We start from the raw sequence: 16,027 nt of genomic DNA, 5'->3' as shown, positions 1-16,027 counted from the left end.
GTCAGGCCACCTGCTCTTCCACGAGTCCGATGCGTTCGAGGGTCCGCGCGGGCATGAACCGCAGCAGCGACACCGTGGCGGCCGGGATGAGCAGCGTGATGCCGCCCAGCCAGACGACCGCGAGGTGGCCGTTGGCGATCGAGCCGAACCACGCGTGCAGCGCGGTCAGCGCGACCGCCGGGTACGCGCAGCGGTGCAGCCACAGCCAGCGGCGGTAGGACGTGAACCGCTGCAGGCCCGCGGTGAGCGCGATGGCGAGCATGACCTCGAAGCCGACGATGCCGATGCTGTGCCGGGTCTCCTGGCCCGACAGGAAGGGGAGGAACAGGTACTGCAGGCTGTAGGGCTGGACCGTCAGGTAGAAGAAGCCCAGCGCGTGGATGCCACCGAAGATCAGCGTGCCGGTGGCCAGCACCATGTGGGAGCTGCGCAGCGCCTTGCGGCCGGTGACCGAGCGCACCCAGCCGGTGGCGGTGAGCACGCCCCAGGTGAGCGTCAGCATCATCGCCGCGTAGGACGCCCGGGCGGCGAACGCCGCGAGGCCGCGGGCCGCCGGGTCGGTCTTCGGCTGGAACTGCTGCGTGAGGAAGATCGTCGCGTCGTGCCAGGTCTCAACCATGGCTACCCCCGGTTCTGACGGTGGCCGGCCGGCGCGTGGCCTTGGCGCGGCCGCGGTTGCCCTTGATCTGGCGCAGCACGTAGAAGAGGCCGCCACCGACCAGGAGGAACAGCGCCGCCACCACGGCGATCTGGGACGTGTCGAGGCCGAGTGGCTGCCCGACGGGCGCGGCCGTGGTGGAGACGGCGGGCGCGGGGAGTGCGGTGTAGTCGACCATGCCGGTGCTCTCGAGCATCGTCATGTGCCGCATGACGGCCTGGTTGCCGACGGTCGCGAACGCCCGCACGTCGTCGTTGCGGGTACCGGCGCGCAGCTGCGCGAGGATGGCGAACACCTGGCCGTGCGCCGCGCGCAGGCGGTTGGCGAAGACGCTGTCGAACGACGGCCCGGGGGGCGCGTTCATCTCTTCGAGGAGCCAGCCGCGCTGCTCGTCCGAGGGCTGGTCGGGCACCGGCGAGTTGAGCTTCTGCGACAGCGCGCGGGTCGCGACGTCGAGGCGGCCGTGGTCCATCATGATCGCGAACCCGACGGCCTGGACCTTCGGGCTGCCCTTCTGCATGGCCATCATGCCCGAGGGCATTTCCCACAGGCCGGCCTGGCGGACCTTGGTCAGCAGCACCGCGTCTTCGGGCGAGACCGCGTTCGTCTGGGCGATCGACGCCGGGGACACCGACGCGAGCAGCGTCAGCACCGCGACCAGCACGAACAGGATCCGGACCAGCGGGCGGGAACGTTCGAGCGGGGTCGGAGGGATGAGCTCCGGCCCGGCGAACTCAGAGGCCGAAAGCATTTTCCCTCCACTGGTCCTGGGTCAGCGTGATCTTCTTGCCGTCCGGTGCGATCGGGTACCAGGCCTGGTCGGCGCCCTGGCCGGACGTGTCGGCCGGTTCGCTGTCGCCGGTGTAGTGGTACAGCGGCCAGCCGGCGAGGGTGGCCTGCTGCGTGCCGTCGTCACGGGTGATCTGCCCGATCAGCGACTGGTCGACGTCGATCGGCGCGGGGCCGCCCGTCTTGACCGGGATCCACTTCGCCGCGCACGCGTCGTTGCAGTTCGACCGGGACGGGTTGGTCGAGTCGCGGTCGTAGCGGTAGATCGTGTAACCGGTTCCGTCGACGAGCATGAGGCCGAGGTCGAAGGTCTTCGCGCCCCTGAGCTGGCTCTTCATCGGGTCGTTGGGGTTCGCGGTGATGGGTTGCGGCATCGCGAGGGTCATCGGGGCCTGCATACCGGGCATCTGCTGCATCCCGGCGTAACCACCGGACGAGGTGGTGGCCGCGCCGGCGGTGCAGGCGGTGAGCAGGGCGAGTGCGGTGAGGCACACGGCGGCGGGGACCACCGTTCGGGGAATGCGTATCACTGCTCCTCCGTGGGCATGACTACGCGCAGTAGCCTGGGGTGAGGCGAAAATGCGCGCGAAAGATCCACAGTGGACAATCAGTCCGGTGTGGATGCGGAGCGTTGCGGGGGACAACGCGTTGTCGGGGGTCTTCGGTAGGGGATACGGACACGGTCGGGAAACGGTTCAAAAAAGTTTTGCCCCCCGCGTTGCGGCATTTGGTACTAGACGTACGCCGTCCGGCCCACCAGGATGTCCCGCGTGGGACGGCACACTCGAGCGCTGAGATCCGTCGAAGATCAGGAAGTCGCTGTTGAGCCCAGCGACGCCCATGACGATCTGGCGAAGGCGCTTTACCAGGAGTTCGGCGGGTCCCTCATGGCGTTCGCGCTGCGGCTGACCGGCCACGACCGGCAGTGGGCCGAAGACGTCGTGCAGGAGACCCTGATCAAGGCGTGGCGGAACGCGGACAAGCTCGACCGCCAGCCGGAGATGCTGCGCGCGTGGCTGTTCACCGTCGCCCGGCGCACCGTCATCGACGGCTGGCGCAGCCGCAGCGTCCGTCCCCAGGAGCTCGAAGAGATCGAATCCGACGCGATCGCGGTGTCCGACGAGTCGGACCGCACGCTCGCCGCCATGATCGTTTACGAGGCGCTGCAGGGGCTTTCGCCCGAGCAGCGGGAGGCGATCCAGCAGACCTACCTGCGCGATCGCACCGTGAACGAGGTGGCGGCGACCCTCGGCGTGCCCCCGGGCACCATCAAGTCCCGCATCCACCACGCCGTTCGCGCGCTGCGCCGGGCCTTGCGTGAGCGGGGGTGAACTGAGGGTGGCCGGGTCCGCGCACACCGACGTCGCCGCGTACGTGCTCGGCGTCCTCAGCGAGGCCGAGAGCACCCAGTTCGAAGCCCACCTCATGAACTGCCCGCACTGCCAGCTCGACCTGATCGAGCTCTACCAGCTGCCGGACGTCCTCGACCTCGTGAAGCGCAGCTGGCCGGAGCCGCCGATGCCGGCGCCGAGCCCGCGCACCCTCGCCCCCGGGCCCCGCGTGCTGCGCGGCCTGATGGAAGAGGCCTCGGTGAAGCGCCGCCGCCGCAAGCGGCTCGGGATCATCGCCGGCGCCGCGGCCGCCGCGCTCGTCGTGGCCGGCCCGCTGGTGACCCTCGCGGTCCGGCCGGCCGACGCCGTCCCGCCCGCGTCGCTCTCGGCGCCGAGCACCAAGCAGGCACCGCCGGCGACGAGCGTCCTGGCGACGAGTGTCCCGCCACCGTCCGCCGGCGCGCCGGCCCAGCCCGGCGGCGGGCAGACCTTCGGCCGGGGCAGTGGCAGCGGCGGTTCCGCGGTGAGCGCGGTGGTGACCGTGTCCCCGGTGGAGTGGGGCAGCCGTGTCGACCTCGAGCTGCGCGGCATCGTCGGACCGTTGAAGTGCCAGCTGTTCGCCATCTCGACGACGGGCGACGCCCGGGTCGTGTCCGGCTGGTCGGTGCCGCCCAAGGGGTTCGGCATCCCCGGCTCACCGGAGCCGTTGCGGCTGCAGGGTTCCATCTCGCTGGCGATGGACCAGATCGCCCGCTTCGAGGTCCGCGGCGACGACGGCACGGTGCTCGTCGTCGTGCAGCGCTGACCCTTTTCTTCCCCGTACCCCGGCGTTCGCCGGGTGATTTCGGGTGCCGTCAGCGTGAACCACGGACGCCGACGAGCCGTGGTTCAAGACATGACCATCTCTTCGTTTTTCCGCTCGAACGGCTATGACCTGGGTAAATGGCGTCCGGTTGCGTTCGGCTTGATAACGAACAGATAACGGGCTGGTCGCTTTTGAACCTCAGCGCGCTCACGTCCGTATCCCCCAATGCATCCCCCGATGCATCCCGACAGCCGGAACCAGAGCTCCCCGCGGGTTCCGTGCGATCTCGACCTCAACCAACGGTAGTTCTTGCCCGGGCCGCCGCGCTATTCGGCGTGCCCGGAATAACGAACGAGGTGAACTAGTCTATGGCCCGGAATTCTCGGTCCCCCGTGACGGGCAAGCATCGCGTCGCCCGCCGTACCAAGATCGCCATGGGCGCGATCGGCCTGGCGATCGCCGTCGGCGGACTCGCCGTCGCGGTCACCGCGGGCCGCACGGGCGAAGCGAGCGCGGACCCCGCCGACCCGTCGTTCTTCATCGACATCAACAAGGTTCCCGCGGGCAACAACGTCAACGCGGCCTTGCAGAAGAAGGGTGCGCAAGGATCCTTCACCGTCGACTGTGGAACGAACGCGGACGGCGCGCACCACAACCCGGACAACTTCATCGCGCAGCCCGGGATCAAGAACGGCGCGCAGCACCTGCACGACTACGTCGGCAACGTGACCACCGACGCCGACTCGAGCCTCAAGAGCCTGCTCGCCGGCGACACCACCTGCAAGAACGGTGACCAGTCGGCCTACTTCTGGCCCGTGATCCGCATCGACCGCGAAGACAACGCGGCCAACCAGAGCGAGAACCAGAAGGCCCAGCAGGACCAGCAGGGCAAGACCGGCGACGTCCAGCAGGACCAGAGCGCCAAGGACGCCCAGGCCGCGGACGCCGCCGGCCAGGGGCAGGACCAGGCGGCGCAGGACCAGAACGCCCAGGACCAGGGTGCGCAGGACCAGAACGCGCAGGACCAGCAGGACCCGAACGCCCAGGACCAGAACGGGCAGGACCAGAACGGGCAGCAGAAGCGCCGGAACACCGGTGGCGGCGCGACCCGCAACGGTGACCAGAGCGCCCAGCAGCAGGGCGACCAGGGCCAGCAGGACCAGCAGCAGGCCCAGGACCGCCGTCGTGGCGGGCAGAACGGTGGTCAGAACAACGGCGGCAAGAACAACGGCGGCCAGAACGGTGGCCAGAACAACGGCGGCCAGAACGGCAACCAGAGCAGCTCGGCCGCCGCACCGCCGGCCGAAGAGCTCGGCGGGCCCGAAGGCGCGAACGAAGAGGTCGGCGACAACGACGGCGAGATCCTCGAGCCGGAGTCCGCGACGCTGAAGTTCATCGGTGGTGGCGCGAAGAACGTCGTCGCGATGCCGCTCGGGCTGAAGATCCTCTACGGTGACGCCAAGCAGAGCACCAACGGCCCGGCCAACGCCCGGCCCAGCTGGACCTGCACCGGGTTCGAGGACCGGCTGACCGACCTCTACCCGATCTGCCCCGCGGGCAGCAAGGTCGAGCGCATCCACGCCTTCCCGAACTGCTGGGACGGCAAGAACACCGACAGCGCGAACCACCGCACGCACATCGTGTTCGCGAACCAGCAGGGCAAGTGCCCGCAGGGCTTCAAGAACGTGCCCCAGCTGCAGGTGACACTGGTCTACGACGTCCCGCAGGACGTCCAGCAGAAGGGCCAGTACAAAGTGGACGCATTCGCCCAGGAGAAGCACAACCCGCGGTCCGACCACGACGACTTCGCGAACGTGATGAACCGGAAGATCATGGGTCGCCTGGTCAACTGCATCAACTCCGGCAAGGCCTGCGCGGAATAACCCTTCCGCACCAGTCACTCCACGCCAGGAGGGAGAACTTCCGATGAACCGTGCTCGTCCGGGTGCCGCTGCGTTGTCCGCCGTCGCCGGTGTCGCGCTGGTCGCGGCCTGCGGGACCAACCCGTACGCCACGACCGGCCGGCAGGTGTCGCTCGGCGCGCAGCAGCTCTCGGCGAGCACGGTTCAGGCGAGTCCCGGGGCCGGCCAGGCCCAGCTGGTGACGTCCACTGTGGAGGGTCTCGGCGCGGTGCTCACCGACGCCGAGGGCCACACGCTCTACCGCTACGCCAAGGACACCGCCAAGCCGCCGAAGGCCGCTTGCGTGGACGCCTGTGCGGAAACGTGGCCGCCACTGGTCTCCGACTCCCCGGCACTGGCCGCCGGGGTCGACGCGCAGCTCGTCGGCCTGGTCACCCGGCCCGACGGCCGCAAGCAGGTGACCGTCGGCGGCTGGCCGGTCTACCGCTACGCCAAGGACACCGGCTCCGGGATCGCGCTGGGCCAGAACGTCAGCGCGGACTGGGCGGCGATCACGCCGGAGGGGCAGAAGGCAGCGGCCGCCCCGAGCGCGTCCGCCGAGCCGACCACCCTCGGCACCACCGACATCGGCGGCCTCGGCCCGGTCCTGACCGACCAGGCCGGCCGCACGCTCTACCTGTTCACCCGGGACGGCAGGGGTTCCGGCAAGTCCACTTGCGACGGTGTGTGCGCGCGGACGTGGCCACCGCTGCTCGTCACCGGGCGGAGCACCGTCGCCGAAGACATCGACACCGGCCTCGTCGGGCAGATCACCCGCGCCGACGGGAGCAAGCAGGTGACGGTGGGCGGCTGGCCCGTCTACACCTACGCGAAGGACGGCGCGCCCGGCGAGGCGACCGGTCACGGCGTGGGCGACACCTGGTACGCGATGGAACCCAACGGCTGCCGGGTCGACCCCGAGCGCCGGCCCGCTGTCGCGACCGTCTCCACCGGCGGGTACTGACCCGCCCCACGAACCCCGGCCCGGCGGACGCTTCCCTCCACCTCACCCCCCCCAGTCCGCCGGGCCGGTAGCACCACCCGAAGTACCGCGGGACCCCCGTCCCGCGCCCCGAGCCCCGGCCCGGGTGGACGCTTCCCTCCACCTCACCCCCCCCAAGTCCCCCGGGCCGGGATTCCTCACCCCACACCGATCCGGCGCAAGCCGGGTCAGCGAAGGAGGAAACAGGCGGGCGCCTTCCCGCCCCGCGAGTTCCGGCCGGTGGACGTTCTTCCCTCCACCTCACCCCCCGAGTCCACCGCGCCGGAACTCCTCCACCGTGTCGACCCCCCAATCACGCGAGATGCCCCTCCAATCACGCGAGATGCCTTCCCAGTCACGCGAGTTCCGGCTCCAGCCACGCGAGATCCCGGCCAGAGCCAGACGAACCGACCGTCCAGGTGCGCGAGCCGACTCTCCAGGTACGCGAGCCGACCGTCCAGGCACACGAGTTCCGCCCCCGATCACGCGACATCCGGCTCCGATCACGCGAGCAGCGGCTCAGGTCACGCGAGATCCGCCCGGACTTCCCGGCCCATCGGCCGCCCCCGGATCATCCGGCCGGACTTCCCGGCTCCGAAGCCCCAGCCCGAGGACCCAGCTCCAGGACCTCGCCCCCGAAGACCCCGGTCCGGTGGATGCTTCCCTCCACCTCACCCCCCTCATCCCCCGGACCGGCCCTCGCTGCGGTCCCCGTGCTCCGGCACGGGGACCGCGGCCCAGAAGTCCAGCGGCACGCGACCGATTCCGCGCCCGGCCGCGTCGAGCAGGCGGCCCATCAGCTTGATGCTCCGCAGCGTCACCGCCCGGCCGGTGATCTCCAGCCACGGCAGCTTCGCGGCCAGCACCGCTTCCAGCGCCACCGTGTCGTGCTGCGAAGGCAGCCACACCACCAGCATCAGGTTCGCCGCCCCGGTCAGGCCCGCGCACATGCGCACCTCCGGCAGCATCGCCAGCGACCGCGCGGTCGTCTCCAGCTTGTCCGGCGGCACCCGCAGCCAGAGCGTCACCGTCACCGGCGCGGGCGACATCGACCGCGCGATCTCGCACCGGACGCGGATCGCGCCCCGGCCGAGCAGAGCGTCGAGCCGGCGTCGGACGGTCGTCGCGCCGACGCCGAGTTCGCTCGCCAGTGCCGCCGCCGACGCTCGGGCGTCCACCCCGAGGGCGAGGATCAACGCGCGGTCCGCGTCGTCGAACCGCAGGGGCGCGCGGTTCTTCGCCGGCTTCGGCGAGAGGGCTTCGCGCTGCCCCGGCGAAATCGCCCGGACCCGCCACCGGCTGCCCTCGGTGAACATCCGCGGTGACAGGACCGTCCGCACGCGCCGCACCCCCGGCACCGTCGCCACCCGGTCCAGCACGTGCGCGCCCAGCTCCCGCAGAGTCGGTGCGACGACGTGGGCGAGCAGGTCGCACGGCCCGGCCACGTACTCGACGGTCACCACGTGGACGTCCGAAGCCAGCGCGGCGGCGACCCGCACCGCGGCCCCGGGCGCACAGTCGATCTCGACGAAGGCCAGCGCCAGCTGCGCGGTCAGCTCCCCGCCGATGTACGCCGTGAGCCACGCGTCGCCGCGCTCGACCAGCGCGTCCCAGTGCCGGGCGGCGGTCACCGCGCCCAGGCCCAGCGCACGACCGAGCGTCGACCACGACGCCCGCGGTGCCGCCTGCAGCGCGTCGACCAGTTTGAGGTCCTGCTCGGTCAACATGGCGGATTCTTCGCTCATCGGCTCTCGCAGCGGTGGTTTCGGTGTTTTTCCCGGCCCATTGTGCTCGACACTTGCATGATCTCCGGATGACCCTGCGCTCGGACGCCGCCGCCCTGCTCGACGACCTGGTCGCCCTCCGCCGCGACCTGCACCGCATCCCCGAGATCGGCCTGCACCTGCCGCGCACCCAGGAGCGGGTCCTCGCGGCCCTCGACGGCCTGCCCCTCGAAGTGAGCCTCGGCAAGAACCTCTCGTCGATCACCGGAGTCCTCCGCGGCGGCAAGCCCGGCGGCACGGTTCTCCTGCGCGGCGACATGGACGCCCTCCCGGTCACCGAAGCCAGCGGCGAGGAGTTCAGCTCGACCCTCGACGGCGCCATGCACGCCTGCGGCCACGACCTGCACACCGCGGGCCTGGTCGGCGCGGCCCGCCTGCTCGCCGCCCGGCGCGAGGAGCTCCCCGGTGACGTCGTCTTCATGTTCCAGCCCGGCGAAGAGGGCTGGGACGGCGCCGGCCGCATGATCGAGGAAGGCGTCCTGACGGCGTCGGGCAAGCACGTCGACGCCGCCTACGGCCTGCACGTTTCGGCCGCCAGCTACGCGAAGGGCCAGTTCGTCGCCCGGCCCGGCACGCTGATGGCGGCCTCCGGCGCCCTCGAAGTCCGCGTGCGCGGCGCCGGCGGCCACGGCTCGTCGCCGCACGACGCCCGCGACCCGATCCCGGCGGCCTGCGAGATGGTGACCGCCCTGCAGACGATGGTGACGCGCACCTTCGACGTCTTCGACCCGGTCGTGGTCACCGTCGGCTCGTTCCACGCGGGCACCCGGCGCAACATCATCCCGGACGACGCGGTGTTCGAAGCGACGCTGCGGTCGTTCTCGCCCGAGGTCGCGGCGCGGGTGGGGGAGCGCGCGGTGCAGGTCTGCCAGGGCATCGCGCAGGCGCACGGCCTGGACATCGATGTCGCCTACGAGCCGGAGTACCCGGCGACGGTCAACGACGCCGCCGCGTACGACTTCGTCGCCGCCACGATCCGTGACGTCTTCGGGGAGGAACGGTTCACCGAGATGGCCGACCCGATCACCGGCTCGGAGGACTTCTCCCGCGTGCTCGAGCGCGTTCCCGGCGCGTACCTGTTCCTCGGCGCCTGCCCGACGGACCCGGACACCGCCGCGGACAACCATTCGCCGCGGGCCCGTTTCGACGACAGCGTGCTCGGCGACGGCGCCGCGCTGCTGGCCGAGCTCGCCGTCCGCCGCCTCGGGCTCCTGGCCGGGTGAGGCCCGTGCGCAGCTACCACTGGCCCCCGCTGCTCCCGGTCGTCGCGCTGGTCCTGATGCCGTTCCTGCCGTTCGTCAACACCACCGGGCTGTGGCTCGGGCTGCCGCGGATGATCGTCTGGGGCGCGTTCTGGTGCCTCATGTTCACTCCGGCGCTGCTGCTGTCCGAACGCCTGATGCGCGGACGGGAGGAGGAGCCGTGATCCTCACCTTCACCCTCGCCGGCATCGTCCTGATCGGCGTCCTCGGCTTCGTCGGCCGCCGCAAGCCCGTCGCCGACCTCGCCGAATGGACGGTCGGCGGCCGCCGCTTCGGCGCGCTGACGATGTGGTTCCTGCAGGCGGGCGAGGTGTTCACCACCTTCACCTTCCTCGGCATGGCCGGCCTCGCGTTCTCCGGCGGCGTCGCGGCGATGTACGCGCTGCCGTACGTGCCGATCGCCTACGTCGTGCTGTTCTTCCTCGCGAAACGCCTCTGGACGCTGGGCAAGGAGCGCGGCTACCTCACCCAGGGCGACTTCCTCGAGGACCGGTTCTCCAGCCGGACGCTCGGCACGCTGTCCGCGGTGCTCGGCGTCGTCTTCGTGCTGCCCTACCTGCAGCTGCAGATCACCGGGCTCGGCCTGATCGTCCGGCTGGTCACCGGCGACAACGCGTCCGGCACGCTCAGCATGGTGACCGGCAGCGTGCTGATCGTCGCGTTCGTGCTGTGGGCCGGGCTGCGCGGCGTCGCGGCGACGTCCTACTTCAAGGACGGCATCATGCTGGTCGCGCTGGTGGTGCTCATCATCGCCGTGCCGACGCACTTCGCGGGCGGGATCCCGGCCGTGTTCCACAAGATCGAGCAGCTGCACCCGGAGAAGCTGATCGTCCACAGTGGAGCGAACGACCACGTCTGGTTCGTGACGAGCATGCTGGTCAGCGCGATCGGCGTCGGGCTGATGACGCTGCCGCACTCGTGGCCGGCCCTGATGTCCGCGCGCGACCCGAAGGTGCTGCGGCGCAACTACACCTGGATGCCGGTGTACGAGCTGTGCTTGCTGCTGCCGATGGTGATCGGGTTCGCGGCGATCGTCGTGGTGCCGAAGGGGAGTGACCCGAACGGCGTATTGCTGACGCTGTCGAAGGATGCTTTGCCCGGCTGGGTGACGGGGATCGTCGTGGTCGCCGCGACGGCCACCGCGATGGTCCCGGCGGCCGGGATCCTGATCGGCATCTCGTCGCTGGTGGCGCGCAACATAGTCCGCGTCCGCAGTGGCCGCAAGCAGTTCTGGATCAACCACGGCACGGTTGTGCTCGCGAGTACCCTTGCCCTCGTGCTCGGCATCTTCCGGCCGGACCTGCTGGCCAACCTCCTCCTGCTCACCTATTCGGGGTCGGTCCAGCTGGCCCCGGCCAACCTGCTGGGCTTCCTGCGGCGGGTCCCCGTCGGCAAGGGCCCGGTGTTCGCCGGGCTGATCGCCGGCGAGCTCGTGGTCAGCTGGCTGACCTTTGTGGACACCCACCTGGTCGGCACGGTCAACGTGGGCCTGGTCGGGCTGGCGGTCAACATCGTCGTCCTCGGCCTGGCTGTCGTGGTGGAACGGTTCGTGGTTTCGGCTTCTGCCAAGGAGGCGGCGTGACGCGCACGGTGTTCACGGGTGGTTCGGTGTTCGACGGCACCGGCGCGGAGCCGGCGGCGGCGGACGTCGTCGTCGAGCACGGCCGGATCGTCGACGTCGGCACGGACCTCGACGGCGACGAGGGCGTCGACTGCTCCGGCGCGGTGCTGCTGCCCGGGCTCTTCGACTGCCACGTGCACGTCACGGTGTCGGAGATCGGGCTCCTTTCGCGGGTGCAAAAGCCGTTCTCCTACCAGTTCTACGAAGCGGCGCGGAACCTCTGGGCGACGCTCGGGCTGGGCATCACGACGGTGCGCGACGCGTCGGGCGCGGACCTCGGCATCAAGCAGGCGGTCGACGACGGGCTGATCCCGGGGCCGCGGCTGCAGATCTCGATCGGGCTGATCAGCCAGACCGGCGGGCACGGCGACAGCTGGAACCCGTCGGGCATCTGCGTGCCGCTGCTGGTGCCGCACCCCGGCCGCCCGGACGCGACGGCCGACGGCCCCGACGAGATGCGCCGCGTCGCCCGGACGCTGCTGCGCGCGGGCGCGGACGTGCTGAAGGTGTGCACGACCGGCGGCGTGCTCTCCCCGCGCGACGACCCGCGGCACTCGCAGTTCACGCCGGAGGAGCTGGAGATCCTGGTCGCGGAGGCGTCCGCGCAGGGCCGCCCGGTGATGGCGCACGCCCAGGGCTCGGCGGGCATCAAGAACGCCGTCCGCGCGGGCGTCCGGTCCATCGAGCACGGCATCTACCTCGACGACGAGGCGATCGAGCTGATGCTCGGCCACGGGACGTGGCTGGTCCCGACGCTGATCGCGCCGGTCAACGTGGTCCGCGCGGCGGACGCGGGAGTCGACCTGCCGTCGGCGGTGGTGGCGAAGGCGCGTGAGGTGGTGGAGGTGCACCGGGACTCGGTCCGCCGCGCGTATGCGGCGGGGGTGCGGATCGCGATGGGGACCGACAGCGGGGTCGGGCCGCACGGCACGAACCTCGAGGAGCTGGCCCTGATGGCGGCGTGCGGGATGACCCAGGCGGACGTCCTGGAGGCGACGACGTCCTCGGCGGCGCGGCTGATGGGCCTCGACGGCGAGCTGGGGCGGATCGAGCCGGGGCTGCGGGCGGATCTCGTGGTGGTGGCGGGGGACCCGTACGACTTCCCGGCGCTGGCGTCGAACATCCGCGAGGTCTGGAAGGACGGCGTCCGGGTCGTCTAGCCGGTCAGCCGGGCGAGGTCGACGACGGCCTTGTCGAACTGGAAGACGTCGGCGGGGACGCCTTTGGTGCCTTCCTTCAGCAGCGCCACGTAACAGCCGTAGTCGATGGCGAAGCCGTCGTACAGGCGCCCGGGGTGGCGGGGGTCGACCACGCCCCGGCGGAGGACGTGGAGCAGGCGCGCGTCGCACAACGCGTCGATCGTGTCCGGGCGGTCGGCCGCGGGCAGGAGGAAGGTGCGGGATCGGCGCCGGCCGACCACCTCGTCCACCAGGCGGGCCAGCAGCCGCTCGGCGTCCGGGTACCTGCTGACCGCGATCTTCTTGTCCCGCAGGTACCAGTCCCGGGCGGCCCGTCGCACGTGGGCCCGGCCGATCCGGTCGGCGTGCGCGTGCTGCGCGGCGAGCGCGGCGATGTTGATCGCGTCCCGGGGGACGCCCTCGGCGGCCCGGACGAGTTCGGCGAACGCGCCCTCCTGGAAGGCATTCTTCGCGAACTCGGCGGGATCGGGGACCGCCGTGTGCACCATCGTCGCCAGGATCGGCCGGACGTGGTTGTGGAACAGCTGGAGGAAGAACGCCTGCGCACGCTCCCGCGACCGGTCGAAGACGAGGGCGTCGTCGAGGCTCACCGTGGAGGCGGCGTCCGAGCCCACTTCGATCCCGAGGTAGTCGCCGGCGACGGGGACGAGGAACCGGGCGCGGTGCTCGATGGCGGCGATCTTCACCGTGCTGCCGCGGATCGGCAGGACGCTGCGCCGCAACAGGTCCGCGAGGAACGGCTGCAGGTCGAGCGGGATGCTGCTCCATTCGTCGAGCAGGAGCCAGAGCCGCCCCGGCCGGATCCCGTCCACGACGGCCTGGATCGCCCGGCTCAGCGGGCCGAACAGGACGCGGTGCTGTTCGACACCGGTGCGCCGGCGCCGGTCGGACGCGGTCGTGGACGTGCCGTGGCCCAGGGAGCCGCGGACGCCGCCGCGGCGGCCGAGTGACGCTTCGAACCCGCTCTGGTGCTCGTCGGCCTCCTGGCGGGTCTGTTCCTGCTCCGTCTCGCCGACGACCTCGACTTCGGTCGCGGCGGCGACCAGCGCGTCGAGGCCGCGCAGGAAGCCGTCCTGGTCGGGCACCTGCCCCTCGACGGCCAGGGTGAGGAGCTGGTCGTGGATCGCCTCGAGGGCGTCCACCAGCAGTTGCGTACCGCGCTGGGCGGGGCTCAGTGCTTCGTTGGCGTACAGGCCGCCGGTCGACCCGATGGTGCGCAGGTCGAGGTAGAGCGCGACGTCCCCGGTCTGCTCGACGAGGTCGTGGAGGTGCAGCAGCCCGTGGGTCTTGCCGGTGCCGCGGCGGCCGAAGAGGATCTGGTGGTCCGCCGAGTTGATCATGGCGGAGAAGGACCCGGCGGCGACGTAGGTGTCGGCCAGTGTCGAGCGGTCGGCGCTTTCGGCCCGGCGCGGGATCCGCATCAGCGCCTGGTTGAGGTGCAGCTGAATGGCCTGCGCCATGCGACTCCCCGCTCCCGGGTGGCTCACGCGGTCCGTGCGCGGTACAGCGTAAGAGAAGTACCCGGACGCGGACACCGCCGACGGGTGCCTCCTGCTCAGGCTTCCGGGTTCAGCAGATCCTTCAACGCCACCGCGAACTTCGCCGGGTTCCGCTGGGGTGCCAGGTGGGCGCCCGGCATCTCCGTGAACGGCAATCCCAGCTCCAGCGCCAGGATCTTCGCCGGCTGGTAGTGGTAGCGCCCGCGGCTGCCTTCGCCTGCCACCGGGATGATCTCCGTGCTCGCCTTGCGCAGGGCGCGCAGGTCCGGGAGGTAGTCGAAGAACTCCGTCAGCTCGCGGTCGAACAGCCGGATCCAGTCGGCCTCGTGCGGGAGGCGCAGGTTCGGCAGATCGGGCAGCGCCGCGCCCGCGATCGCGTCGGCGAAGCGCGTCACGGCGGTGAGCAGCTCGCCCGAACGGGCCAGCCGGACCTGCTCCGCGGCCGCTTCTAGCCAGCCGGCCGCGTCCGGCATCAGGTGCACCGCCGGGGGTTCGTGCGCGACCAGCGTCGCCACCCGGTCGCCGTGGCGGGCCACCAGGTCGAGGCCGATCAGCGCGCCCGCGCTCGTCCCGAACACCAGCGCCGGGGCGTCGGTCGCGTGGTCCAGCACCGCCCGCGCGTCGTCGGCCTGGCGCGCCACCGGGACCGGGCCCGTGGTGGTGTCCGTGCTGCCGAAGTGGCCGCGCCGGTCGTAGGTGATGACGGTGTAGTCCGCGTACAGCTGCTTCGCCAGCGCGCGGTAGGAATCACCCGACCCGGTGCCGCCCGCGATCAGCAGCAGTGCCGGGCCCTCGCCGCCGCGGCGGACGAGGAGCTCGCCGTCCTCCACCGGGCAACGGCTCTCCGAGATCATGCCCTGAAGTCAAGCACAGCCACGGAAAGAGCCGATCCCCGGCGCGTGCTAAAGGCGCTCGATGATCGTCGCCGTGGAGAGGGCGCCGCCGGCGCACATCGTCACCAGCGCCGTTGCCGCGTCGCGGCGTTCCAGCTCGTGCAACGCCGTTGTCAGCAGCCGGGCTCCGGTGCTCCCCACCGGGTGACCCAGCGCGATCGCGCCGCCGTTGACGTTGACCCGGGCCGGGTCCGGTGCCATGACCTGCTGCCACGACAACGCCACCGAAGCAAAGGCCTCGTTGACCTCGAACAGATCCGGGTCGCCGATCGTCATGCCCGCCTTCGCGAGCACTCGCTCGGTCGCGCGGATCGGGCCGTCCAGGTGGTAGTACGGCTCCGCGCCGACCAGTGCCTGCGCCACGATCCGGGCCCGCGGCCGCAGCCCCAGCTCCGCGGCCCGCGCGGAGTCCATCAGGAGCAAGGCCGCCGCGCCGTCGGAAATCTGCGACGACGTCCCGGCCGTGTGGATGCCGTCGTCCACCACCGGCTTCAGCCGCGCCAGACCTTCGACCGTCGTCTCGCGGAGGCCCTGGTCGCGGCCGACCAGGCGGGTTTCGCCCGTCAGGCCACCGTCGGCGTCGAGGACCGGGGCCTTCACGGGCACCACTTCGCGGTCGAAGTGCCCGGCTTCCCATGCGGCCGCCGCCTTCTGCTGGGACGCCGCGCCGAACGCGTCCACGTCGTCGCGCGTCAAGCCGCGCCGGACGGCGATGCGTTCCGCCGCGCCGTACTGGTTGGGCAGGTCGATCGACCACGACGCCGGCCGCGGCGAACCGGAGCCCCGGTTCGTGCCCAGCGGAACCCGGCTCATCGCCTCGACCCCGCACGCGACGCCCACCTCGATGGCGTCCGCCGCGATCAGGCCCGCGACCAGGTGGGTCGCCTGCTGCGCCGAGCCGCACTGGGCGTCGATCGTCGTCGCGCCGGCCGTCTCCGGGAGGCCCGCGTGCAGCCACGCCGTGCGCGTCACGTTGTTGGACTGCTCGCCGGCTTGCGTGACGCAGCCGCCGATCAGCTGCTCGACCAGGGCCGGGTCGATCCCGGCGCGGTCGAGCAGGGCCTGCTGCGCGGCACCCAGCAGCTCGGCCGCGTGCAGGCCGGCCAGCAAGCCGCCCCGCTTGCCGATCGGGGTCCGCACGGCTTCGACGATGACCGGCACGCCCATGTCGTCCCTTTCGTCCGGCAACGCTGTCCAGTGAGCCAAAACTAGAACGAGTTATTGTTTTATGCAAGCGACCCCAGGGGTAGCGTGATCTTGATCTTTGTCCGGTGAGCGCTCGCTCACCTGGCCTCATCGGTCA

The 16,027-nt window shown here is 71.3% G+C and carries 15 protein-coding genes; 8 read left to right on the top strand and 7 right to left on the bottom strand.

Features of this window, described 5'->3' with window-relative positions; all coding sequences use genetic code 11:
* Window position 1 precedes the first annotated feature (1 nt).
* The 3 genes from QSK39_RS41470 to QSK39_RS41460 are packed head-to-tail and all read right to left on the bottom strand — an operon-like array spanning window position 2 to window position 1,956.
* Complete coding sequence (locus QSK39_RS41470) at window positions 2–619, bottom strand: ferric reductase-like transmembrane domain-containing protein (RefSeq protein ID WP_284741255.1); 618 nt, start codon at window positions 617–619, stop codon at window positions 2–4.
* Window positions 612–1,409 carry a DUF4142 domain-containing protein gene (locus tag QSK39_RS41465; protein WP_285483280.1) on the bottom strand — a complete coding sequence of 266 codons (798 nt, stop codon included), beginning with the start codon at window positions 1,407–1,409 and terminating at the stop codon, window positions 612–614. The genes QSK39_RS41470 and QSK39_RS41465 overlap by 8 nt, the downstream gene beginning before the upstream one ends.
* Window positions 1,393–1,956, bottom strand: coding sequence for a COG4315 family predicted lipoprotein (locus QSK39_RS41460; protein WP_285483279.1), 564 nt, complete (start codon window positions 1,954–1,956; stop codon window positions 1,393–1,395). The genes QSK39_RS41465 and QSK39_RS41460 overlap by 17 nt, the downstream gene beginning before the upstream one ends.
* Before the next feature lie 261 nt (window positions 1,957–2,217).
* Here QSK39_RS41460 and QSK39_RS41455 point away from each other — a divergent pair, with 261 nt between their 5' ends.
* The 4 genes from QSK39_RS41455 (at window position 2,218) to QSK39_RS41440 (ending at window position 6,448) form a co-directional block, all read left to right on the top strand.
* Entirely contained in the window at window positions 2,218–2,778 is a 561-nt protein-coding gene (locus QSK39_RS41455) for a sigma-70 family RNA polymerase sigma factor (RefSeq protein WP_285483278.1), read from the top strand.
* Between the two features lie 7 nt (window positions 2,779–2,785).
* Entirely contained in the window at window positions 2,786–3,583 is a 798-nt protein-coding gene (locus QSK39_RS41450; RefSeq protein WP_285483277.1) for a zf-HC2 domain-containing protein, read from the top strand.
* A 368-nt stretch (window positions 3,584–3,951) separates the two neighbouring features.
* Window positions 3,952–5,466: a DUF1996 domain-containing protein gene (locus QSK39_RS41445; RefSeq protein WP_285483276.1), complete on the top strand. Its 1,515-nt coding sequence runs from the start codon at window positions 3,952–3,954 to the stop codon at window positions 5,464–5,466.
* A gap of 43 nt (window positions 5,467–5,509) precedes the next feature.
* The gene (locus QSK39_RS41440; RefSeq protein WP_285483275.1) at window positions 5,510–6,448 is read left to right on the top strand and encodes an SCO0930 family lipoprotein; all 939 of its coding nucleotides are present in this window, start codon (window positions 5,510–5,512) and stop codon (window positions 6,446–6,448) included.
* Between the two features lie 698 nt (window positions 6,449–7,146).
* Here QSK39_RS41440 and QSK39_RS41435 read toward each other — a convergent pair.
* Complete coding sequence (locus tag QSK39_RS41435; protein ID WP_285483274.1) at window positions 7,147–8,211, bottom strand: Lrp/AsnC family transcriptional regulator; 1,065 nt, start codon at window positions 8,209–8,211, stop codon at window positions 7,147–7,149.
* Window positions 8,212–8,279: 68 nt separating this feature from the next.
* On the opposite strand from QSK39_RS41435, the gene QSK39_RS41430 reads away from it, so the two are divergent.
* Genes QSK39_RS41430 through QSK39_RS41415 form a run of 4 tightly spaced genes read left to right on the top strand, consistent with a single transcriptional unit; the run spans window position 8,280 to window position 12,293 of the window.
* Window positions 8,280–9,473 carry a M20 metallopeptidase family protein gene (locus QSK39_RS41430; RefSeq protein WP_285483273.1) on the top strand — a complete coding sequence of 398 codons (1,194 nt, stop codon included), beginning with the start codon at window positions 8,280–8,282 and terminating at the stop codon, window positions 9,471–9,473.
* A 5-nt stretch (window positions 9,474–9,478) separates the two neighbouring features.
* A complete protein-coding gene (locus tag QSK39_RS41425; RefSeq protein ID WP_285483272.1) occupies window positions 9,479–9,676 on the top strand; it encodes a hypothetical protein in 198 nt (65 codons plus the stop codon).
* The gene (locus QSK39_RS41420) at window positions 9,673–11,094 is read left to right on the top strand and encodes a sodium:solute symporter family protein (protein WP_285483271.1); all 1,422 of its coding nucleotides are present in this window, start codon (window positions 9,673–9,675) and stop codon (window positions 11,092–11,094) included. The genes QSK39_RS41425 and QSK39_RS41420 overlap by 4 nt, the downstream gene beginning before the upstream one ends.
* A complete protein-coding gene (locus tag QSK39_RS41415; protein WP_285483270.1) occupies window positions 11,091–12,293 on the top strand; it encodes a metal-dependent hydrolase family protein in 1,203 nt (400 codons plus the stop codon). The genes QSK39_RS41420 and QSK39_RS41415 overlap by 4 nt, the downstream gene beginning before the upstream one ends.
* On the opposite strand, the gene QSK39_RS41410 is transcribed toward QSK39_RS41415, so the two are convergent.
* The 3 genes from QSK39_RS41410 to QSK39_RS41400 form a co-directional block, all read right to left on the bottom strand.
* Window positions 12,290–13,792, bottom strand: a complete 1,503-nt coding sequence (locus QSK39_RS41410) for a hypothetical protein (protein ID WP_285483269.1) — start codon at window positions 13,790–13,792, stop codon at window positions 12,290–12,292. The genes QSK39_RS41415 and QSK39_RS41410 overlap by 4 nt on opposite strands.
* A 95-nt stretch (window positions 13,793–13,887) precedes the next feature.
* On the bottom strand, window positions 13,888–14,685 hold the full coding sequence (locus QSK39_RS41405; protein WP_285483268.1) for an alpha/beta fold hydrolase: 798 nt from the start codon (window positions 14,683–14,685) through the stop codon (window positions 13,888–13,890).
* Between the two features lie 48 nt (window positions 14,686–14,733).
* A complete protein-coding gene (locus QSK39_RS41400) occupies window positions 14,734–15,891 on the bottom strand; it encodes a steroid 3-ketoacyl-CoA thiolase (protein WP_285483267.1) in 1,158 nt (385 codons plus the stop codon).
* Between the last annotated feature and the right edge of the window lie 136 nt (window positions 15,892–16,027).

Source organism: Amycolatopsis sp. NBRC 101858, assembly GCF_030269325.1.
GTDB lineage: Bacteria > Actinomycetota > Actinomycetes > Mycobacteriales > Pseudonocardiaceae > Amycolatopsis > Amycolatopsis ponsaeliensis.
This window is presented reverse-complemented; position numbering and strand designations above follow the sequence as displayed.

Excerpts from the sequence above, each read along its gene's own strand:
- QSK39_RS41470 (WP_284741255.1), bottom strand. The coding sequence starts at position 619 with ATGGTTGAGACCTGGCACGACGCGACGATCTTCCTCACGCAGCAGTTC.
- QSK39_RS41465 (WP_285483280.1), bottom strand. The coding sequence starts at position 1,409 with ATGCTTTCGGCCTCTGAGTTCGCCGGGCCGGAGCTCATCCCTCCGACC.
- QSK39_RS41445 (WP_285483276.1), top strand. The coding sequence starts at position 3,952 with ATGGCCCGGAATTCTCGGTCCCCCGTGACGGGCAAGCATCGCGTCGCC.
- QSK39_RS41440 (WP_285483275.1), top strand. The coding sequence starts at position 5,510 with ATGAACCGTGCTCGTCCGGGTGCCGCTGCGTTGTCCGCCGTCGCCGGT.
- QSK39_RS41435 (WP_285483274.1), bottom strand. The coding sequence starts at position 8,211 with ATGAGCGAAGAATCCGCCATGTTGACCGAGCAGGACCTCAAACTGGTC.
- QSK39_RS41430 (WP_285483273.1), top strand. The coding sequence starts at position 8,280 with ATGACCCTGCGCTCGGACGCCGCCGCCCTGCTCGACGACCTGGTCGCC.
- QSK39_RS41410 (WP_285483269.1), bottom strand. The coding sequence starts at position 13,792 with ATGGCGCAGGCCATTCAGCTGCACCTCAACCAGGCGCTGATGCGGATC.
- QSK39_RS41405 (WP_285483268.1), bottom strand. The coding sequence starts at position 14,685 with ATGATCTCGGAGAGCCGTTGCCCGGTGGAGGACGGCGAGCTCCTCGTC.
- QSK39_RS41400 (WP_285483267.1), bottom strand. The coding sequence starts at position 15,891 with ATGGGCGTGCCGGTCATCGTCGAAGCCGTGCGGACCCCGATCGGCAAG.